Origin of the sequence: Azotobacter salinestris, assembly GCF_009363155.1 — a bacterium.
In the GTDB taxonomy this organism is placed as follows: domain Bacteria; phylum Pseudomonadota; class Gammaproteobacteria; order Pseudomonadales; family Pseudomonadaceae; genus Azotobacter; species Azotobacter salinestris.
The window spans coordinates 1,740,929-1,759,567 of the sequence record NZ_CP045302.1 but is presented as its reverse complement, the minus strand read 5'-3'; the positions used below and the strand labels follow the sequence as shown (position 1 = coordinate 1,759,567).

The following is an 18,639-nucleotide window of genomic DNA, read 5'->3' as shown; positions in this document are numbered from 1 at the left end:
CCGATACGGGAGGGCGCCGCACAGCGACCTCCCCACCGAATTGCTTGACGACCATAGAGCGTTGGAACCACCTGATCCCATCCCGAACTCAGCAGTGAAACGACGCATCGCCGATGGTAGTGTGGGGCTTCCCCATGCGAGAGTAGGTCATCGTCAAGCGCCCTTTCCGAACCCCCGAGCCGTCATCCGGCTCGGGGGTTCTTGCTTGGCGGCTTAGTGGCACTCTACGAGCTCGTTACGCTCGTTTAAAATGAGCGGCCGTTTCAATTGGGCAGTAGCCATGCATGACTCGAGCCGATCTCACGACTTGAGGGAGCTTCCCTTGGATAAACTGGTCGCTTGCCATGAGTGCGACCTATTGATGCTCAAGCCTGAACTCGCTCCAGGCGAGCGCGCCGAATGCCCCCGCTGTGGTTTCGAATTGTTCAGCAATCAGCCTCGTATGCTGGGGCGCAGTCTGGCCTTGGTCATTGCTGCCTTGCTGCTCTATGTCCCGGCGAATTTCCTACCCATCCTGCAGCTTCGTCTTTTGGGCCAGACGACCGAGGACACCGTATGGAGTGCTGTTGTCGCTCTCTATGCAAGTGGCCTGCAAGGCATTGCCGGGGTCGTCTTTCTCTGCAGCATGGGTATTCCACTGCTCAAGCTGCTCTGTCAGCTAGTTGTCTTGCTGACCATCTACTGGGATGCGGGGCGAGCATATGGCCTGCTGCTATATCGCATCTACCACCATCTGCGCGAATGGGGGATGTTGGAGGTGTATTTCATGGGCATTCTGGTTTCGATCGTCAAGCTGGTTTCCCTGGCCGATCTGGCGGTTGGGGCGGGGCTGGCCTGCTTTATCTGCCTGCTGCTGATACAGGTCTGGCTCGAGATCACCATGTCGCCGCACCAGGTATGGGAGGCCCTGTCTCGGGGGAGGACCCATGCGAGCCATTGACATGGGCATTCTGGTCTGTCCGGAGTGCCACCAACTCAATCGCCATGAGAAGGACTGCGACGGACAACAACTATGTATCCGCTGTGGTGCGCGAGTGCATGCACGTCATCCGAACAGTCTGAGGCGTACCTGGGCACTGCTGCTTGCGGCCGCAATCCTGTATATCCCGGCGAATCTGCTGCCCATCATGACCGTCCGCTCCCTTGGCAAGGGCGAGCCGGACACCATCATGTCCGGCGTGATTGCTCTGGTGCACATGGGGTCCCTGCCCGTTGCGCTCGTGGTATTCGTGGCGAGCATTCTGGTGCCGACCTTCAAGCTGGTCGGCATCGCCCTGCTGCTGCTTTCCGTGCAGCGTCACCAGCCGCTCTCCGCCCGCCAGCGCATCCTCATGTTCCGCTTCATCGAATGGATCGGCCGCTGGTCGATGCTGGATATCTTCGTCATCGCCATCTTGGTAGCCGTGGTCAATTTCGGCACCCTGGCCAAGGTCGAGCCGAACCTGGGGGCCGTGGCCTTCGCCAGTGTGGTGATCCTGACCATGCTGGCAGCCCTTACCTTCGATCCACGCCTGATTTGGGATAACACGGAGTCCGACGATGACCATGAGTGACCTGCCTGAGGCCAGAACCCGCCCGGCCTCCACCTGGTCGGCGATCTGGGTTTTGCCGTTGATCGCCTTGCTGATCGGCGCCTGGCTGGCCTGGAATGCCTATAGCCAGGCCGGTATCGAGGTCCAGGTACGCTTCGCCAGCGGCGAGGGTATCCAGGTCAACAAGACCGAGGTGATCTACAAGGGCATGCCGGTTGGCAAGGTCGTGGGACTTACCCTGGATGACGAGGGTTCGAACACAGGGGTGATCGCCACGCTGGAGATGAACAAGGACGTCGAGTCCTATCTGCGCAGCAATACGCGTTTCTGGCTGGTCAGGCCGCAGGTCACCCTGGCCGGCATCACCGGTCTGGAAACCCTGGTTTCTGGAAATTACATCGCAGTCAGTCCGGGAGATGGCGAGCCGAGCAAGAAGTTCACCGCTTTGTCCGAGGAGCCACCACTGCCGGACAGTACGCCCGGATTGCACATCACGTTGAAAGCCGAGCGGCTGGGCTCGCTGAATCGGGACAGCCCCGTGTTCTACAAGCAGATCCAGGTCGGCCGGGTAAAGAGCTATCAGTTGGCCGAGGACCTGAGCACCGTGGAGATCAGGATCTTCATCGAGCCGGCCTATGCCCATCTGGTGCGCAAGCACACGCGCTTCTGGAATGCCAGTGGGGTCACGGTCGATGCCGGACTCGGTGGCGTCAAGTTCCGTACCGAGTCCCTGGCCAGTATCGTGGCGGGCGGTATCGCCTTCGCCACGCCAGAGCACCGTCAGGACAGTCCGCCCACCGATCCGCGCCTGCCGTTTCGCCTGTATGACAGTTTCGATGCAGCGCAGACCGGCATCAAGGTCATGCTCGAGCTGAGCGATTTCGAGGGGCTCCAGGCCGGGCGTACCCCGGTGGTGTACAAGGGCGTTCAGGTCGGCATCCTGAAAACGTTGAAGATCGAGCCCGGCCTTTCCCGCGCTATGGCCGAGCTGACTCTGGATCCGCTGGCCGAGGATTTTCTGGTCGAGGGAACCGACTTCTGGGTAGTCAAACCCTCGATCTCCCTGGGCGGGGTCACCGGCCTCGAGGCGCTGGTGAAGGGCAACTACATCGGCATGCGTCCAGGCGAGAAGGGGGCGGCGGTCAGGCGTACCTTCGTGGCCCGCTCCAAGGCGCCACCCATGGATCTCGGCGCTCCCGGCCTGCATCTGGTGCTGACCAACGACACCCTCGGCTCGCTGGATATCGGCAGCCCGGTACTCTACCGGCAGATCAAGGTCGGCTCCGTGCAAAGTTTCCAGCTGTCCCGCAACCGTCGTCGCGTGCTGCTGGGTGTGCACATCGAGCCGGAGTATGCCGGTCTGGTGAACAGCTCGACGCGCTTCTGGAATGCCAGCGGCATCACCCTGAGCGGTGGCCTGTCCGGAATCGAGGTGAAGAGCGAGTCCCTGCAGACCCTATTGGCCGGTGGCATCGCCTTCGAAACACCCGATCCCGAAGCGCCTGCCAACACACGGCAGATTCCGCGCTATGCCCTGCACGCCGATCGCGAGAGCGCCCTGCAGGCGGGAACCGAACTGCAGATCCGCGTCGACAGTGGCGATGGACTGAAAGCCGGCACACCGATCCGCTACAAGGGGCTGGATGTCGGCAAGGTCGAGCGGGTCGAGCTGAGCGAGGACCTGCAGTCGGTCCTGCTTCGTACCCGGATCACCCAGGCCGCCGAGCGGATCGCCCGCTCGGGCAGCCTGTTCTGGGTGGTCAGGCCCGAGCTTGGCCTGATGCGTACTGCCAATCTGGATACCCTGATCAGCGGCCCCTACATCGAGGTACGGCCCGATGCGGGCAACTCCTCCCGGCAGACCAGCTTTGTCGCCCTGTCACAACCGCCGGAGGGCTCGTCCAAGCCGGAGGCCGGGCTCAGACTGGTACTCAGCACGCCGCGACGTGGCTCGCTCAAGGCGGGGGTACCGGTCACCTATCGTGAGGTGACGGTCGGCAAGGTCACCGGGTTCGAACTGGGGCCGAATGCCGACCGGGTGCTGATCGACATCCTCATCGAGCCGCGCTACGCGCCCCTGGTTCGCAGCGGCAGCCGCTTCTGGAACACCAGCGGTTTCGGTTTCGACTTCGGTCTGCTCAAGGGGGCGCAGCTGCGTACTGAATCGCTGGAAACCCTGCTCGAGGGCGGTATTGCCTTCGCCACGCCCGAAGGTGAGCAGATGGGCAAGCCGGCGATCCCGGGGCAGACCTTTCCGCTGTTCGCCGAAGCGAACGGCGAATGGTTGCAGTGGGCGCCGAAGATCGCTCTGGAGAAGGAGAGGCGGTAGCCCGGGCTATCTGGATGCGCGCCGGAGAAGGAGAGGGGGCGCACAGCGGCCCCTCGTCGCTTTCGCTGACGGCGCGTTGCCGCGACGGCCCGGGATTCGGTCCGGCAGCTTTCCGCCTGTGCCGTTTCCGGCCACAATTCCGCTATGGGCTTGCCCGTCGGCAAGCATTGAACAAGCCCGAACCCCGCCGCCGCCCGGCGGGGACGTGAGGAGCCCGCGAATGAGCAGCAAAGACCGCGTCATCATCTTCGACACCACACTGCGCGATGGCGAGCAGAGCCCCGGCGCCTCCATGACCAGGGAGGAGAAGCTGCGCATCGCCAAGGTACTGGAGCGGCTCAAGGTGGACGTGATCGAGGCCGGCTTCGCGATTGCCAGCCCGGGCGACTTCGAGGCGGTCAAGGCGATCGCCGAGAATATCAAGGACAGCACCGTATGCAGCCTGGCGCGTGCCGTGGACGCGGACATCGAGCGTGCCGCCGAAGCGCTGAGAAACGCCAATTCCGGACGCATCCACACCTTCATCGCCACCAGCCCGATCCACATGCAGTACAAGCTGCGCATGCAGCCCGACCAAGTGGTCGAGCAGGCCGTGCGGGCGGTGAAGAAGGCGCGCGGCCTGTGCGCCGACGTGGAGTTCTCCTGCGAGGATGCCGGTCGTTCGGAGATCGATTTCCTCTGCCGGATCATCGAGGCGGCCATCGACGCCGGGGCGCGCACCATTAACATCCCGGACACCGTCGGCTATGCCATTCCGCACCAATACGGCGAGATGATCGGCCAGTTGCTCGCGCGCATTCCCAATGCCGACAAGGCCGTGTTCTCGGTGCACTGCCACAACGACCTGGGGCTGGCTGTGGCCAACTCGCTGGCCGCGGTGGTGGCCGGGGCGCGCCAGGTGGAGTGCACCATCAACGGCCTCGGCGAGCGTGCCGGCAACGCCGCGCTGGAGGAGATCGTCATGGCCATCAAGACCCGTCACGATCTGCTCGGCGTGTACACCAACATCGACACGCCGCACATCCTCGCCGCGTCGCGGCTGGTCTCGGGGATCACCGGCTTCCCGGTGCAGCCGAACAAGGCCATCGTCGGCGCCAACGCCTTCGCTCACGAGTCGGGCATCCATCAGGACGGTGTGCTCAAGCACCGCGAGACCTACGAGATCATGTCGGCACAGTCGGTCGGCTGGCACACCAACAAGATGGTGCTGGGCAAGCATTCCGGGCGCAACGCCTTCCGCACCCGTCTGGAGGAGCTGGGCATCCAGCTCGCCGACGAGGCCGCGCTGAATGCGGCCTTCGCTCGCTTCAAGGCGCTGGCCGACAAGAAGCACGAGATCTTCGACGAGGATCTGCAGGCGTTGGTCTCCGAGGCCCAAGACGAGGAGGCGCCGGAGCACTTCCGCTTGCATTCCCTGGAAGTCGTCTCGAAGAGCGGCGCGGTGCCGCGGGCGCACCTGCTGCTTTCCGTGGCCGGCCACGAACAGGAGGCGACGGCCGAAGGTGCCGGCCCCGTGGATGCGATCTTCAAGGCCATCGAGTCGCTCGCCGCCTCCCAGGCCACCCTGCAGCTCTACTCGGTCAATGCCATCACCGAGGGCACCGACTCCCAGGGCGAGGTCACGGTGCGTCTGGAGAAGGGGGGGCGCATCGTCAACGGCAACGGCGCCGACATCGACATCCTGGTGGCCTCGGCCAAGGCCTACATCAACGCGCTGAACCTGATGCAGGCCGGCGTACCCAAGGCCCACCCGCAGGCGGCCGACGTTTGATCGACGAGGTCCGCCGCCGCGCCTGTCTCGGCGCCATGCAGGTGGTCAGCTGGGTGCCGCGGGTGGCGCTGCCGTTCGCCGCGCCGTCGCGGCCGGAATTGCTCGAACCGCCCGAGCCGGCGACGGCAGCGCCGGTGCGACCGGCCGTGGAACTCAGGGCCGTGCCCGAGGCGCCGCCCAGGCCAAGCCCGGTCGAGCGGGCGAAGATCGAGGTGCCGCGTCCCGCTGCCCGTGCCGAGGCGCCCGCCGCCCGCGAGGAGACCGTCGAACCGACCGCACCCAGGGCTCTTTCGCTGCCGCCGCCGCGCTTCGCCCTGCAGCTGCTGCGTGCCGGCCGCTGCGCCCTGCTGGTCGAGCTGCCCACCGGCGAACCCTTCCAGAGCCGCGACCCGGCTTATCTGCTGCTCAGGGACTTGCTGCGTGCCGCGGGGCTTGCGGACAGCCCGCGTCCGCTCGGCGAGCCGGTGCGCTGGCCCCTGTTCAAGGGCGGCAATCTGGACCAAGGGCCGCAGGCGGCACTGGAATACGTGCAGACCTTCGTCGCGGCACGGCTGGAGGAGGAGGGCGACTGCGCCTGCCTGTGGCTGGTCGGGCTGCCGGCGCTGCGTTTCGCCGCCGCGGCCGAGGCCGATGCCTGCCTTCGCGAGCTGCAGGTCGAAGGCTTGCCGCCGGTCTGGGCGCTGCCCGGTCTGGAAACCCTGATGGAAGAGCCGGCCCGCAAGGCCGAGCTGTGGCGCGCGATGCGCCGAGTACGTATGCGCTGGATATCCGCGAATGAGTGATGCGATTAACTTCCGCCCGATGATCGAGGCGGATCTGGATGCCGTGCTGAAGATCGAATACGCCGCCTTCAGTCATCCCTGGACCCGTGGCATCTTCCAGGATGCCCTGAAGTCCTACGAGTGCTGGCTGATGTTCGAAGGCAGCCAGCAGGTCGGCCATGGCGTGATCCAGGTGATCCTCGACGAGGCGCACCTGCTGAACATCACCATCAAGCCGCAGAGCCAGGGGCGCGGGCTCGGCCTGCGCCTGCTCGAGTACCTGATGGCGCGGGCGCGGGAACACAAGGCCACGGAGTGCTTTCTCGAGGTACGGGCCAGCAACGGCGCCGCCTACCGGCTCTACGAGCGCTACGGTTTCAACGAGGTCGGCCGGCGGCGCGACTACTATCCGGCCGCCGGCGGCCGCGAGGATGCCCTGGTGATGGTCTGCACCCTGCTCGATTGAGCCTCAAGGCTCCCGGTCGCGCGACGAGTGTAGCGGCTCGGGGCCCTTGAGTTCCTCGTCGGACAGGACTTCCTCATTCTCTTCCTCGTCTTCGTCCTCCTCCAGCGAGGCCGTCTCGTCCGTACGGCCATCCCAGGGCTCGCCGTCCAAGGGGAGGAGCCGGGCCTCCTCGGCCTCGTCCAGCCCGCCGCCCGCGCCGATCCGCTCGGCGGAGACGATGCTCAGATCCTTGTCGGCCGGAATGCCGTGGCCGTGCTCCCTGGGCGAGCGCGCGCCATCTTCGGGGATGAGGATTTCCGGGTCCGCATCGTCCATGGTCGAGTGGCCGTCGGGCGTCTCGCCGCCGCTCGTGCCCGCTTCGCGAACCCGCTCCGGCGGGAACTCCTCCCGCACCTCCTCGGCCGGCCGCCGATCGCCGGCATGGCCCCGACGTTCGTCCTGCCGGCTGCTGAAGTCCAGCGGCTGCAGCGAGCCCATGCGATCCTCGAGGTCGTCGATTTCCTGTACGTGGGGCTTGCGATGTTTCATGGGAACCTCCTGCCGGGGCTGCGTTCTTGCAGGGTGTGACCTGCGCGACGGCGGATGATTCAGGCTGGCCGCCGGCCGGCATTCCTGTTCCATTGATTCATATCTAGCGAAACTGAGTCGCCGATTGGCGGTCCCAATCGATATGAACGGTCAATGCCCCACCAGTGCGCAGGACCTGAAGAGCTGCGCCTTCTTCTTCGATGTGGACGGAACGCTTGCCGAAATACAGCCCCGTCCCGAGTTGGTATTCATTCCCCCCATTACCCTCGCCGCCCTCGACCGGCTCCAGGCCGTCGGTGTGCCGGTCGCCGTGATTTCCGGCCGCCGGCTGGCGGATCTCGATCGCCTGTTCGAACCGCTGCGCCTGCCGGCTGCCGGCGTGCACGGCGCCGAGCGCCGCGGAGCCGACGGCCGGCTGCGGCAGCTGAGCCTGGACTGGGAGGCCCTGCGCCGGGTCGAGGGTGAGCTGGTGCAGGCCTGTGCCCAGCATCCCGGACTGCATCTGGAGAACAAGGGCCTGGCCTTCGCGCTGCATTTCCGCCTGGCCCCCGAACTGGAGGCGACCGCTCGCCGCCTGGCCGAGGACTTCACCCGCCGTCATCCCGAACTGCTGACCCTGCAGCCGGGCAAGTGCGTGTTCGAACTCAAGCCCCGCGGCGCCAGCAAGGGGGAGGTGATCCGCGCATTCATGCGCGAGCCGCCGTTCTGCGGCCGGGTGCCGGTTTTCATCGGCGACGATCTCACCGACGAGGCCGGTTTCCTGGCAGTCAACGCCCTGGGTGGGCATTCGTTCAAGGTAGGTCCGGGCGAGACGGTCGCGCAGCAGCGGCTGGACTCCGTCACGGCAGTGGAAAAATGGCTGGACGACCTGGTCCGGCCTCTCAAACCGGAGGTTTATCCATGAACCGTCTAGTCGTGGTATCCAATCGGGTCGCCCCCATCCGCGAAGGCAAGGTCGCCGCCGGGGGGCTGGCCGTGGGCGTGTACGATGCGTTGCGGCAGAATGGCGGCATCTGGTTCGGCTGGAGTGGCGAGGTCAGCAAGACGCCGGAGACTGCCTGCGAAACCGTCGGCAATATCACCTACGTCACCCTGGGCCTCAGCAAGTCGGACTACGACGAATACTACCGCGGCTTTTCCAATGCCACGCTCTGGCCGATCTTCCATTACCGCATCGATCTGGCGCGCTACTACCGCGAGGAGTACCAGGGCTATCGGCGGGTCAACGCCATGCTGGCGGAGAAGCTCAAGCCCCTGCTGCGTCCGGACGACATCATCTGGGTCCACGATTACCACCTGATTCCCTTTGCCGCCGCCTGTCGCCAGCTGGGGATCGGCAACCGCATCGGCTTCTTCCTGCACATTCCCTTCCCGACGCCGGAAGTCCTCACCGCCATCCCCCCGCACGAAGACCTGTTCCGGACCTTCTGCGACTACGACCTGGTCGGCTTCCAGACCGAAACCGACCGCATGGCCTTCCAGGACTACGTCTGCCGCGAACTCGGCGGAATCGTCGAGGCCGACGGCAGCCTGAGCGCCTGCGGGCAGAACTTCCGCGCCGGCGTCTATCCCATCGGCGTCATGCCCGACGAGATCCGCCGCCTGGCCGACTCCTACCGGGGCCGCCGGCCCATGATCGGGCGGACCACCGAAGGCACGCTGCGCAAGACCCTCATCAGCGTCGACCGGCTGGACTACTCCAAGGGGCTGGTCGAGCGCTTCCTGGCCTACGAGCAGTTCCTGGAGCGCTTCCCCGAGCACCGACGCAACGTGGAGTTCATCCAGATCGCGCCGACCTCGCGCTCGGACGTGAAGACCTACCAGGCCATCCGCAAGCAGCTGGAAACCGTGGCCGGACACGTCAACGGGCGCCTGGCCGACCTCGACTGGATGCCGCTGCACTATCTCAACAAGAGCCTCGACCGGCGCACCCTGATGGGGTTGTTCCGCACCGCCAATGTCGGTCTGGTCACCCCGCTGCGCGACGGCATGAACCTCGTGGCCAAGGAGTACGTCGCCGCACAGAATCCGGCCGATCCGGGCGTGCTGGTGCTGTCGCGCTTCTCCGGCGCGGCCCGTGAACTGACCGCGGCGCTGATCGTCAATCCCTACGACTGCCTGGGCATGGCCGAGGCCATGGACCGCGCCCTGCGCATGCCGCTGGAGGAGCGCAAGGAGCGTTACGAGGACATGATGCGGGCCCTGCGCGCAGCCGACCTGAACGCCTGGCGGGACAATTTCCTCCGTGACCTGCGCACCTTCGGCCGGCACCGGGTGGTGACGGCGAGTCGAGCCGCTGCCTTCTGAAGGCCCTCAACGCCGGGGCCTGGCGGCGGCAAAAAGGCCGGCTGGCCGGGCCTCAGCGCAGTTGCAGGTGCAGGTCCGCTGCCGCCGGCAGCACCTGCGACAGGCCGTACCAGGTGAGCATCAGCGCCAGGCCGCCGAGCCAGACGCCGAGGGCGATCTGCAACACCAGGCTGCCGCTCCTGCTCCGCCGCTGTCCGGCGGCGCGGGTCGCCGGGGCAATCTCCAGCTCGAATTCTTCCAGGTCATCCTCGCGGGCGCTGAAGCCCTCCAGTGTGTTTCGCTTGTTCATCAACTCATCCTGCCGTGCCGCGCTCCGCTGGAGCCGGCCTGTAGCGTACGTAGGTGTGTGCGAGCGATGCTTGCTCGAGAGTCGGGAATGCATCTGCGGGGATACAACTGCCGCCTGCGGGTTCCGGATGGATCTTACCGCATCTTTTCCAAGGCTTTGGCCGTTTTCCGACCCGCGCAACGGGGCATGCGGGTGCCTTGACGTCCATTGTGCAATAAAACGATTTCCATGCCGGCACGCTGGCGCCGTGCCGGATGTGGATATCGGGCAGATGAAACCGCGGCGTCGTTCGCCTGGATGATACGCACGGGGTGAAGGAGTCATCGTCCAGCTTGTGAGTGGCGGGACAGCCAGGTCGTCTCCCTGGCGCCCGGCTGGGTGCCAGGCGGGACGCTGCGAGGCGCCTTGAGGCCGGATTGGGAGTCCCCGGCGATGCGAGTCATGACGGCAAGGGATAAAAGCAAGAAAGCCCGCACGGGGCGGGCTTTCTTGTTACAGCGATTGGTGGCTACACCGGGACTTGAACCTGGGACATCAGCATTATGAATGCTGCGCTCTAACCGACTGAGCTATGTAGCCAAGTGGCGCGCATTATTATCGCCATCGATTTGGGTGTCAACCCTCTTTTTCATAAAAAAGATCAGGAAAATCCGGGCCTTGGCGACGACAGGGAAAAGATCGGGCGCGGTTCAACGCCCCGAGTCGGTCGGGCGTTGAGGGAAAGCGCGGATGCTGTTGCCGACAAAGGCAAATCCTGCCGAAAAGAGTGGGGCGGTCAGGCTCCGCCCTTTTCCTGCTCCGGCTGGGGAGGGGGGAGCAGGATGTCCAGAAGCCTGGCGCTGCGTTGTGCCTTTTCCCCGGGATCGGCGCCGGCCTGCACTTGCGACAGGCTCTGCTGGTAGGCGTAGATCAGCCAGGCACGGTCGCGGGCTTCGGTTTCGTTGCAGCCGAGCTGCATCAGCAGGCCTTCGATATAGCTCAGGCGGTGGCTGTCGACCTCATCGATGGCCTGGCGCGCCTGCGGGGCGCGACGGGCCCAGCCACGGATGCCGATCTCGGTGGAGGCTGCCTCGCGCGCGGTATTGTCGTGCAGGGGCAGTTCGAGCAGTTGCTTGAGCTGCTCCCGCGGGCTGTTGCGGGTATTGCGCAGCTGCTGGATGACGCTCTCGGTAGCCCGTGCCCGCCAGTCGCTGAGGATGCTTTCGAGCAGTTCGCCGCGACTCTTGAAGTAGTAGTAGAAGCCCTTCCAAGATATCCCCGGCCTCAGCTTCCAGGGCGGCTACCTGACGCGCATGAACCAGCGCGACTCCACCGACTACCAGAAGATCACCATCGCCGCGCCCAGGTGGCAGCCCTCGCCGAGCAGGTGCAGCGGGTGACCGGTGAGGCGGTGGAGGATGTGCTCGACAGCGAGAAGCTGGGCTACGGATACGACACCCTCGAGCTGACCGCTGCCGGACAGGCCTCGCAGCAGCAGAGTGCGCAGGACGTCGCCAAGATCACCAGCTGCACCGCCACCGCCGTCACTGCCGCGCTCGCCGCGGATCACAGCGGACATGCGGCCGAGCAGAAGGTCGCCGGCCAGGCGACCGGCTCGGGCCAGGAGCCTGCCCTGCTGCACAAGGGCGGTCGCGCCTCGGCGAAGGTCATGCCGCCGGTCGCAGCCGCCCCGGCGAAAGACTCCAAGCAGCGGGTCATCCTGCATCTGCAGGGCATCAGTGCGCCCATGCACTCCTTCCTGCTGCCGGTGTTCGCCAACCTGCCGAGCGACGAGAAGCCGTCCCTGGACAGCCCCTACCTGGTCGGCACCATCTCCATGTTCGGTGCCACCCTCAAGATGCAGCCGATGAAGTTCGACCGCACCTTCGATATCACCGAGGCGCTGCGCAAGCAGACCGAAAAGGGCCTGTACTCGGGTGGGGAAATCACCGTGACCGTTGCCGGCGCCGTACCGCAGCAGGTCACCGTCGATCAGATCCGCATCGAATACCGCTGAGCTCCCGGTTGCCCCGGACCGCACCGCGCGCAAGGCCGGTGCGGTTCGGTGGCTTCTTTCGCCGTCGCGCCGCCACGAGCGGAGCGTTCAACGGCCCTGCCGAGCCAGGCGAGTCCTGGCTCGGGCTTTTCCGTTCCTTCCGCTCAGCGCACGCCCTGGTCCTTGCCCGCCGCCAGCAGCCCGGCCAGCAGGTTCTTCGGCAGCCAGCCCGTCCGGTGCAGGATCAGGTAGGCGAGGGCGCCGATCACCACGCCCCAGAAGGCCGAGCCCAGGCCGAAGAAGCTCATCCCCGACGCCGTGGCCAGGAAGGTCAGCATGGACGCCTCGCGGTGGTCCTCCTCGTTCACCGCGCCCATCACGTTGCTGGTGATGGCGCCGATCAGCGCCAGGCCGGCGAGCACGGCGACGAAGGTCTTCGGCATGGCGCTGAACAGCAGGATGATGGTGCCGGCGAAGGTGCCGCCGAGCAGGTAGAAGACGCCGTTGGCGATGCCGGCGACGTAGCGCCTGTCCGGGTCCTCGTGGGCGTCCCTGCCGGTGCACAGGGCGGCGGTGATGGCGGCGATGACGATGCTGATGCCGCCGAAACAGGCCACCGCCAGCGAGGCCAGCCCGGTGGTGGCGAGCACCGGCCTGGCCGGGGTGTCGTAGCCGGCATTGCGCAGGATGGCCATGCCGGGCAGGAACTGTCCGGTCAGACTGACCAGCACCAGCGGAATGGCCAGGCTCAGGGTCGAACTCCAGCTCCACTGCGGGGCGATGAACTGCGGCGCGGCCAGGCTCGCGCCGATGCCGGCGAGGTTGCTGCCTTCCAGGCCGACGGCCAGGGCCACGCCGACGACCAACAGCAGCACCAGGCAGTAGCGCGGGAACAGGCGCTTGAAGATCAGGTAGGCGAGGAGCATGCCGAAGGCCAGCGCCGGCATCGAGGCCACCGACTGGAAGGCGCCGACGCCGAACTGGAGCAGGATGCCGGCCATCATGGCGTAGGCGATGCCTCGGGGAATGGCCTGCACCAACCGGTCGAACCAGCCGGAAATGCCGATCAAAAAGAGGATCGCGCCGGCCGTGAGGTAGGCGCCGACCGCCTCGTTGAGGCTGAGCGCCGGGAACAGGGTGACCAGCATGGCGGTGCCGGGCGCGGACCAGGCGGTCACCACCGGCACCCTGAGCCACAGGCTGAGCAGGATGCCGGACAGCGCCGCGCCGATGGAGATGGCCCAGACCCAGGAGGACATCATCCCGGCGGAAATCCCGGCGCTCTGCGCGGCCTGGAAGAAGATCACCAGCGGGCCAGAGTAGGAGATCAGCACGGCGAGAAATCCGGCGGTGACGGCGGACAGCGAGAAATCCTTGTGGAGGGTTAGGGGCTTCATGCGGGCTCGGCTCCTGGCGGCTGTGCGGACGAGGCTCCACCTTATTGTCATTGCCTGGATGGATAAAGCCGCGAAAACCGGCAACACTGTTCGGCCTTCACGAATAAAGGCCCTAGGGTCTGTTGACGTTTTGGCATGGCCGCGACGGAGGCCCGTTTGGCGCAGAACAAGGAACGAGGAGAGAGGTTTGGTCATTCCAAATGAACGACGAGCGACGCCGTGCTGCGCCAAACGGGCCCCGTCCCTTCGGGTTGCGCGGCAAATGCCGCCATGCGGCGTTGCGGGGCTTGGCAAGGGAATGACCATTGCCGGCGCCCCGCGCCTTGCCTGGCGGCATTTGACGCGGCAACGCGGCTCACGCCAAAACGTCAACAGACCCTAGCCATGGACCGCTTCCAGGCCATGCAGCTCTTCGCCCGCATCGTCGAACTCGGCAGCTTCAGCAAGGCCGCCGAGCAGCAGGGCATGTCCCGCGCCTCGGCCAGCGCGCTGATCCGGCAACTGGAGAACCACCTCGGCGTGCGCCTGCTGCAGCGCACCACCCGGCAGGTCAGCGCCACCCTCGACGGGCGTTCCTACTACCAGCACTGCCTGTCGGTCCTCGGCGAGATCGAGGAAGTGGAGAGCGTGCTGTCGCAGAGCGCCGGGCACCCGCGCGGCCGGCTGAAGATCGACCTGTCGGCCTCTCTCGGCCGCCTGCTGGTGATCCCGGCCCTGCCGGACTTCTACGCCCGCTACCCGGAAATCACCCTGGAAATCGGCATCGGCGACCGGATGATCGATCTGGTGCGCGAAGGGGTGGACTGCGTGGTGCGGATCGGCGGGCTGAGCGACTCGACGCTGATCGCCCGCAGCCTGCCGGCGCTGCCCCAGATCACCTGCGCCAGCGCCGGCTACCTGGCCCGCCACGGCCTGCCGACCAGCCTCGACGAACTGCAGGGTCACCGCTGCGTCGACTACCTCTCGCCCACCACCGGGCGCCTGGCGCCGCTGGAGTTCGCCGTCGACGGCCGCATCGAGACGCGCAGCCTGCCGGCCAGTCTCGCGGTCAACCACGGCGAAGCCTACGTGGCGGCCTGCGAGGCGGGCCTCGGCATCGTCCAGGTGCCGCGCTACCACGTCGAGCGCCAGCTGGCCGCCGGCAGTCTGGTCGAACTGCTGCCGCAATACTCGCCGCCGGCGCTGCCGCTGACCGTGCTCTATCCCCATCACCGCCACCTGACGCCGCGCCTGCGGGTGTTCATCGACTGGCTGGTGGCGCTGTTCGGCTGAGGGCGGGGAGCGGCAGCCGTCGACACGCGAATGGCTCCTGAGCCGAATAGTCCCCATAATCGGCTCACTGAATGAGCCGAATAGCCTCCCTAATCGGCTCGCCACCCGCAGCAGGCTCACGATGGAAGACTCACGCTGGATCTGGCAGCAACCGGATTGGCCACATTTTCGCTGGCAGGCCGAGCGCCTGGCGCCGCTGCTGCGCGACTGCGCGCAGGCCCAGGGCCGGCTGCTCGGCATGGCCGGGGCGGCAGGGGACGAACTCGGCGCGCAGAGCGAGCTGGATGCCCTGCTGCAGAACATCGTCACCTCCTCGGCCATCGAAGGCGAGCAACTCGACGTCGGCTCGGTACGCTCCTCGCTGGCCCGCCGCCTGGGTCTCGAAACGGACGGCGACAGCCGCGTCAGCCCGCGCAGCGAAGGTCTCGCCGAGCTGATGCTGGACGCCACCCGGCACCTGGAGCAACCGCTGAGCCTCGAACGCCTGCTGCACTGGCACCGGCTGCTGTTTCCCGCGCAGGACGACGACCTGCTGCCGCGGCGCATCCGCGTCGGTGCCCTGCGCGGCGAAGAGCCGATGCAGGTGGTCTCCGGCCGGCTCGACCGGCCCACCGTGCATTTCGAGGCGCCGCCGCGCGACGGGCTGGAGCGGCAACTGGCCGCCTTCCTCGACTGGTTCGAGGCGAGCCGCAGCGACGGCGGCCTCGACCCGCTGCTGCGCGCCGGCATCGCCCATTTCTGGTTCGTCACCCTGCATCCCTTCGACGACGGCAACGGCCGGCTGACCCGCGCCATCACCGACCTGGCGCTGGCCCAGGGCGAGCGCCAGGCGATCCGCCTGCATGCCATGTCGGTCAGCATCCTCGACGACCGCCAAGGCTACTACCGCATCCTCGAAGCCAGCCAGAAGGGTGGGCTGGAGATCACCCCCTGGCTGGAATGGTTCCTCCATACCCTGCTGCGCAGCCTGCAACAGGCGCTGGCACGCATCGACCGGGTGCTGGCCAAGGCGCGCTTCTGGCAGCGGCACCGCCAGCAGGCGCTGTCCGCCGAACAGATCAAGGTGCTCAACCGCCTGCTCGACGGCGGCGAGCGCGGCTTCGAAGGCGGCATCAGCGCCGCCCAGTACCAGGCCGTCGCCAGGGTTTCCAAGGCCACCGCCACCCGCCATCTCGGCGACCTGCTCGACAAGGGCTGCCTCGTCCGTCTGCCCGGCGGCGGGCGCAGCACCCGTTATCGGATCGACTGGCCCGCCGCCGGCCTGCCCGATACACCCCTGTAGCGGATTCACCTGCGCTCATCTGCAAGACCGGAAACATCGCGAATGCCCCGATACCTGGCACCGCCGGCATCCGACGCCGCGTTTGCGGGTGTTCATCGTTTGGTTGATGGGGGTGTTCGGGTGAGGGGATGAAAGCGGGGTTTCATCCTGAGGCGAGCGGGAGCTCGGGCGCGTGGATGAGACCCAGGCCTGGTGCCTGGGTCCTGTGTCGTATCAGGCAATCGAGGCGAATCGCTCTATGCGGGGCTGCTCGCGGTGCCGGGCTTGCCACAGGTCATAATCGGCCTGTACGCCAAGCCAGGTACGTGCCGTACCGATACCGGCCATTTCCAGGCGAACGGCCAGGTCCGGGCTGATAGGGGCGCGTCCGTGCAGGATGCGAGACAGGGTTTCTCGCGCGAAGCCCAGCCGACGGGCAAGCTCGGCAATGCTGATATCCAACTCGGGGAGCACGTCTTCGAGGAGCGTTTCCCCCGGATGCGGTGGGTTGAACATGACCATGTTGCCCTCCTGTTCAGTGGTAGTCGAGGTAGTCGACCAGTTCGATATCGTTGCCGGCAAAGCGGAAAATCACCCGCCAATTGCCGCTGACAGTCAGCGACCAGAACCCCGCGCGATCCCCCTTCAGAGGGTGGAGTCTCCAGCCCGGAAGGTCGAGGTCTCCCGGCGCTGTAGCTCGATCCATGAAGGCCAGCATGCGGGCCAGGCGCTTGGCATGATCGGCGCGAATCCCCTTGGTCGAGCCTGTTTCGTAGAAGAGGCGAAGGCCCTTGTGCTGGAAGCTGATGATCATGGGTTTGCAGTGTGATCTATCGCATCACGGTTCGCAATCGTAACCTATGCCCATCGGCAAGACCGCAAGCATCGCGATGAATTCGCTCCTGCCGAAGCGCTATCGATCTCGCTTGAAAGGCCTGGCAATGGATGCCCGAAACGCCCCGGCAGCGAAAGACCGCCGCGCAGGGCTGGCGGCCACCCAATCGCTGGCCCCATCCGCTTCGAATCCGTAACATCCGAAGCCCTTTTTTCCAGCCATCCCCCTGCGGCCGGCCTTGCCGGCCAACCCTTCAGGTAAGTCATGAAACCGAAATCCCTGCGTGCCGATGTCCTGGCCGGACTCACCACGTCCTTTGCCCTGGTGCCCGAGTGCATCGCCTTCGCCCTGGTCGCCCACCTCAACCCGCTGATGGGCCTCTACGGCGCCTTCATCATCTGTACCCTGACCGCCCTGTTCGGCGGCCGGCCGGGCATGGTGTCCGGCGCCGCCGGCTCGATGGCCGTGGTGATCGTCGCGCTGGTGGTGCAGCACGGCGTGCAGTACCTGCTCGCCACCGTGCTGCTCGGCGGGCTGATCATGGTCGCCTTCGGCCTGTTGCGCCTGGGCAAACTGATCCGCATGGTGCCGCATCCGGTGATGCTCGGCTTCGTCAACGGCCTGGCGATCATCATCGCTCTGGCCCAGCTGGAGCACTTCAAGGACGGCGAGGCCTGGCTGAGCGGCATGCCGCTCTACCTGATGCTCGGGCTGGTGGCGCTGACCATGGCCATCGTCTACCTGCTGCCGCGCCTGACCCGCGCCGTGCCGCCGGCGCTGGCGGCGATCCTCGGCGTCGGCCTGCTGGCATACCTGCTCGGCCTGCCGACCCACACCCTCGGCGACATGGCGCACATCGCCGGCGGCCTGCCCGTCCCGGCCGTGCCGGACGTGCCCTGGAACCTGGAAACCCTGGGCATCGTCGCGCCCTACGCGGTACTGATGGCGCTGGTCGGCCTGCTGGAAACCCTGCTGACCCTCAACCTCACCGACGAGATCACCGAGAGCCGCGGCTACCCGGACCGCGAGTGCGCGGCGCTGGGCGCGGCCAACCTGGTGTCCGGCCTGTTCGGCGGCATGGGCGGCTGCGCGATGATCGGCCAGACCATGATCAACCTCAGCTCCGGCGGCCGCGGCCGGCTCTCCGGGGTGGTCGCCGGGGTGATGATCCTGCTCTTCGTGCTGTTCCTCTCGCCACTGATCGAGCGCATCCCGCTCGCCGCGCTGGTCGGGGTGATGTTCGTGGTGGCCCAGCAGACCTTCGCCTGGGCCTCGCTGCGGGTGCTCGACAAGGTGCCGCTGAACGACGCGCTGGTGATCGTCGCGGTGACCATCGTCACCGTGTTCACCGACCTGGCCACCGCCGTGCTCTGCGGGATCGTCATCGCCGCGCTCAACTTCGCCTGGCAGCAGGCCCGCGAGCTGTACGCCGACACCCATCGGGAAACCGACGGCAGCAAGCTCTACCGCCTGCACGGCACGCTGTTCTTCGCCTCCACGACGCCCTTCCTCAACCAGTTCGACCCCGCCGGCGACCCGCCCCAGGTGACCCTGGACTGCCGCCACCTGAGCTTCGTCGACTACTCGGCCATCGCCGCGCTGAAGACCCTGCGCGAGCGCTACGCCAAGGCTGGCAAGCACCTGCGCGTGCTGCATTTGTCCGAGCGCTGCAGGCAACTGCTCAAGCGGGCGGGGGTGCATCAGGAGTGAGGGGAGGGGTGATGGGACTGGTTTTTGTGGATGCGATGGGGCGATGCCGGAAACCGGTGGGCCGCCGTCGCCCGGTCGTGATCCCGGCTCTGCCGGATCTTCATGCGCGCTACCCGGAAATCGCCTTGGAGATCGGCTTCGCCGAGCGGATGATCGACCGGGTGTGCGAAGAGGTGAGAGGGCTGTGTGGGGCGGGGCGGTAGGTC

The 18,639-nt window shown here is 66.3% G+C and carries 19 protein-coding genes, 1 tRNA gene and 1 rRNA gene; 14 read left to right on the top strand and 7 right to left on the bottom strand.

The annotated features are described in order from the left end of the window. Positions 1-43 precede the first annotated feature (43 nt). The 7 genes from rrf (at position 44) to rimI (ending at position 6,859) form a co-directional block, all read left to right on the top strand. Positions 44-159: ribosomal RNA gene (gene rrf / locus GCU53_RS08345) — 5S ribosomal RNA — on the top strand. 121 nt (positions 160-280) lie between these two features. Next, positions 281-940, top strand: a complete 660-nt coding sequence (locus GCU53_RS08340) for a paraquat-inducible protein A (protein ID WP_152387213.1) — start codon at positions 281-283, stop codon at positions 938-940. Beyond that, complete coding sequence (locus tag GCU53_RS08335) at positions 927-1,553, top strand: paraquat-inducible protein A (protein ID WP_152387212.1); 627 nt, start codon at positions 927-929, stop codon at positions 1,551-1,553. Before GCU53_RS08340 ends, GCU53_RS08335 begins: the two co-directional genes overlap by 14 nt. Further along, a complete protein-coding gene (locus tag GCU53_RS08330) occupies positions 1,546-3,861 on the top strand; it encodes a PqiB family protein (RefSeq protein WP_152387211.1) in 2,316 nt (771 codons plus the stop codon). The genes GCU53_RS08335 and GCU53_RS08330 overlap by 8 nt, the downstream gene beginning before the upstream one ends. 220 nt (positions 3,862-4,081) lie before the next feature. Then, complete coding sequence (locus GCU53_RS08325; RefSeq protein ID WP_152387210.1) at positions 4,082-5,632, top strand: 2-isopropylmalate synthase; 1,551 nt, start codon at positions 4,082-4,084, stop codon at positions 5,630-5,632. Beyond that, complete coding sequence (locus GCU53_RS08320) at positions 5,629-6,414, top strand: energy transducer TonB (RefSeq protein ID WP_152387209.1); 786 nt, start codon at positions 5,629-5,631, stop codon at positions 6,412-6,414. Before GCU53_RS08325 ends, GCU53_RS08320 begins: the two co-directional genes overlap by 4 nt. Beyond that, positions 6,407-6,859 (top strand): ribosomal protein S18-alanine N-acetyltransferase, encoded by a 453-nt coding sequence (rimI, locus tag GCU53_RS08315; protein WP_152387208.1) that lies wholly within the window; start codon positions 6,407-6,409, stop codon positions 6,857-6,859. The genes GCU53_RS08320 and rimI overlap by 8 nt, the downstream gene beginning before the upstream one ends. A gap of 3 nt (positions 6,860-6,862) precedes the next feature. On the opposite strand, the gene GCU53_RS08310 is transcribed toward rimI, so the two are convergent. After that, the gene (locus tag GCU53_RS08310) at positions 6,863-7,387 is read right to left on the bottom strand and encodes a hypothetical protein (RefSeq protein WP_152387207.1); all 525 of its coding nucleotides are present in this window, start codon (positions 7,385-7,387) and stop codon (positions 6,863-6,865) included. A gap of 142 nt (positions 7,388-7,529) precedes the next feature. Here GCU53_RS08310 and otsB point away from each other — a divergent pair, with 142 nt between their 5' ends. After that, complete coding sequence (otsB, locus tag GCU53_RS08305; protein ID WP_152387206.1) at positions 7,530-8,291, top strand: trehalose-phosphatase; 762 nt, start codon at positions 7,530-7,532, stop codon at positions 8,289-8,291. Then, a complete protein-coding gene (otsA, locus tag GCU53_RS08300; protein WP_152387205.1) occupies positions 8,288-9,694 on the top strand; it encodes an alpha,alpha-trehalose-phosphate synthase (UDP-forming) in 1,407 nt (468 codons plus the stop codon). Before otsB ends, otsA begins: the two co-directional genes overlap by 4 nt. A 52-nt stretch (positions 9,695-9,746) precedes the next feature. Here the strand turns inward: otsA and GCU53_RS08295 are convergent, their stop codons facing one another. From GCU53_RS08295 to GCU53_RS25995, 3 genes are all read right to left on the bottom strand, one after another. Continuing rightward, on the bottom strand, positions 9,747-9,983 hold the full coding sequence (locus tag GCU53_RS08295) for a hypothetical protein (RefSeq protein WP_152387204.1): 237 nt from the start codon (positions 9,981-9,983) through the stop codon (positions 9,747-9,749). A gap of 502 nt (positions 9,984-10,485) precedes the next feature. Next, positions 10,486-10,562 (bottom strand) — tRNA-Met (locus GCU53_RS08290). Positions 10,563-10,758: 196 nt separating this feature from the next. Further along, positions 10,759-10,941, bottom strand: a complete 183-nt coding sequence (locus GCU53_RS25995) for a hypothetical protein (RefSeq protein ID WP_244307080.1) — start codon at positions 10,939-10,941, stop codon at positions 10,759-10,761. A gap of 387 nt (positions 10,942-11,328) precedes the next feature. Between GCU53_RS25995 and GCU53_RS08280 the strand changes: the two genes are divergently transcribed. Continuing rightward, complete coding sequence (locus GCU53_RS08280; RefSeq protein ID WP_152387203.1) at positions 11,329-11,979, top strand: DUF7868 domain-containing protein; 651 nt, start codon at positions 11,329-11,331, stop codon at positions 11,977-11,979. A gap of 143 nt (positions 11,980-12,122) precedes the next feature. Here GCU53_RS08280 and GCU53_RS08275 read toward each other — a convergent pair whose 3' ends face one another. After that, the gene (locus GCU53_RS08275; protein WP_152387202.1) at positions 12,123-13,355 is read right to left on the bottom strand and encodes a benzoate/H(+) symporter BenE family transporter; all 1,233 of its coding nucleotides are present in this window, start codon (positions 13,353-13,355) and stop codon (positions 12,123-12,125) included. 384 nt (positions 13,356-13,739) lie between these two features. Here GCU53_RS08275 and GCU53_RS08270 point away from each other — a divergent pair, with 384 nt between their 5' ends. Together GCU53_RS08270 and GCU53_RS08265 are read left to right on the top strand one after the other, a co-directional pair. Beyond that, the gene (locus GCU53_RS08270; protein ID WP_152387201.1) at positions 13,740-14,627 is read left to right on the top strand and encodes a LysR family transcriptional regulator; all 888 of its coding nucleotides are present in this window, start codon (positions 13,740-13,742) and stop codon (positions 14,625-14,627) included. Positions 14,628-14,748: 121 nt separating this feature from the next. Next, on the top strand, positions 14,749-15,909 hold the full coding sequence (locus GCU53_RS08265; protein ID WP_152387200.1) for a Fic family protein: 1,161 nt from the start codon (positions 14,749-14,751) through the stop codon (positions 15,907-15,909). Positions 15,910-16,122: 213 nt separating this feature from the next. On the opposite strand, the gene GCU53_RS08260 is transcribed toward GCU53_RS08265, so the two are convergent. Continuing rightward, positions 16,123-16,410 carry a HigA family addiction module antitoxin gene (locus GCU53_RS08260; RefSeq protein ID WP_090900022.1) on the bottom strand — a complete coding sequence of 96 codons (288 nt, stop codon included), beginning with the start codon at positions 16,408-16,410 and terminating at the stop codon, positions 16,123-16,125. A gap of 13 nt (positions 16,411-16,423) precedes the next feature. Further along, positions 16,424-16,702: a type II toxin-antitoxin system RelE/ParE family toxin gene (locus GCU53_RS08255; protein WP_152387199.1), complete on the bottom strand. Its 279-nt coding sequence runs from the start codon at positions 16,700-16,702 to the stop codon at positions 16,424-16,426. Positions 16,703-16,987: 285 nt separating this feature from the next. Between GCU53_RS08255 and GCU53_RS08250 the strand changes: the two genes are divergently transcribed. Together GCU53_RS08250 and GCU53_RS25680 are read left to right on the top strand one after the other, a co-directional pair. After that, positions 16,988-18,433, top strand: coding sequence for a SulP family inorganic anion transporter (locus GCU53_RS08250; protein ID WP_152387198.1), 1,446 nt, complete (start codon positions 16,988-16,990; stop codon positions 18,431-18,433). An 11-nt stretch (positions 18,434-18,444) separates the two neighbouring features. After that, positions 18,445-18,636 carry a hypothetical protein gene (locus GCU53_RS25680; protein WP_208845458.1) on the top strand — a complete coding sequence of 64 codons (192 nt, stop codon included), beginning with the start codon at positions 18,445-18,447 and terminating at the stop codon, positions 18,634-18,636. The last annotated feature ends 3 nt before the right edge of the window (positions 18,637-18,639 follow it).

Bases quoted from the DNA above. Each gene is read 5' to 3' on its own strand.
- GCU53_RS08310 (WP_152387207.1), bottom strand. From the start codon at position 7,387: ATGAAACATCGCAAGCCCCACGTACAGGAAATCGACGACCTCGAGGAT.
- GCU53_RS08270 (WP_152387201.1), top strand. From the start codon at position 13,740: ATGGACCGCTTCCAGGCCATGCAGCTCTTCGCCCGCATCGTCGAACTC.
- rimI (WP_152387208.1), top strand. From the start codon at position 6,407: ATGAGTGATGCGATTAACTTCCGCCCGATGATCGAGGCGGATCTGGAT.
- GCU53_RS08255 (WP_152387199.1), bottom strand. From the start codon at position 16,702: ATGATCATCAGCTTCCAGCACAAGGGCCTTCGCCTCTTCTACGAAACA.
- GCU53_RS08275 (WP_152387202.1), bottom strand. From the start codon at position 13,355: ATGAAGCCCCTAACCCTCCACAAGGATTTCTCGCTGTCCGCCGTCACC.
- GCU53_RS08265 (WP_152387200.1), top strand. From the start codon at position 14,749: ATGGAAGACTCACGCTGGATCTGGCAGCAACCGGATTGGCCACATTTT.
- GCU53_RS08330 (WP_152387211.1), top strand. From the start codon at position 1,546: ATGAGTGACCTGCCTGAGGCCAGAACCCGCCCGGCCTCCACCTGGTCG.
- GCU53_RS08325 (WP_152387210.1), top strand. From the start codon at position 4,082: ATGAGCAGCAAAGACCGCGTCATCATCTTCGACACCACACTGCGCGAT.
- otsB (WP_152387206.1), top strand. From the start codon at position 7,530: ATGAACGGTCAATGCCCCACCAGTGCGCAGGACCTGAAGAGCTGCGCC.
- GCU53_RS08335 (WP_152387212.1), top strand. From the start codon at position 927: ATGCGAGCCATTGACATGGGCATTCTGGTCTGTCCGGAGTGCCACCAA.
- GCU53_RS08260 (WP_090900022.1), bottom strand. From the start codon at position 16,410: ATGGTCATGTTCAACCCACCGCATCCGGGGGAAACGCTCCTCGAAGAC.
- GCU53_RS25680 (WP_208845458.1), top strand. From the start codon at position 18,445: ATGGGACTGGTTTTTGTGGATGCGATGGGGCGATGCCGGAAACCGGTG.
- GCU53_RS08295 (WP_152387204.1), bottom strand. From the start codon at position 9,983: ATGAACAAGCGAAACACACTGGAGGGCTTCAGCGCCCGCGAGGATGAC.
- otsA (WP_152387205.1), top strand. From the start codon at position 8,288: ATGAACCGTCTAGTCGTGGTATCCAATCGGGTCGCCCCCATCCGCGAA.
- GCU53_RS08340 (WP_152387213.1), top strand. From the start codon at position 281: ATGCATGACTCGAGCCGATCTCACGACTTGAGGGAGCTTCCCTTGGAT.
- GCU53_RS25995 (WP_244307080.1), bottom strand. From the start codon at position 10,941: ATGCAGCTCGGCTGCAACGAAACCGAAGCCCGCGACCGTGCCTGGCTG.
- GCU53_RS08250 (WP_152387198.1), top strand. From the start codon at position 16,988: ATGAAACCGAAATCCCTGCGTGCCGATGTCCTGGCCGGACTCACCACG.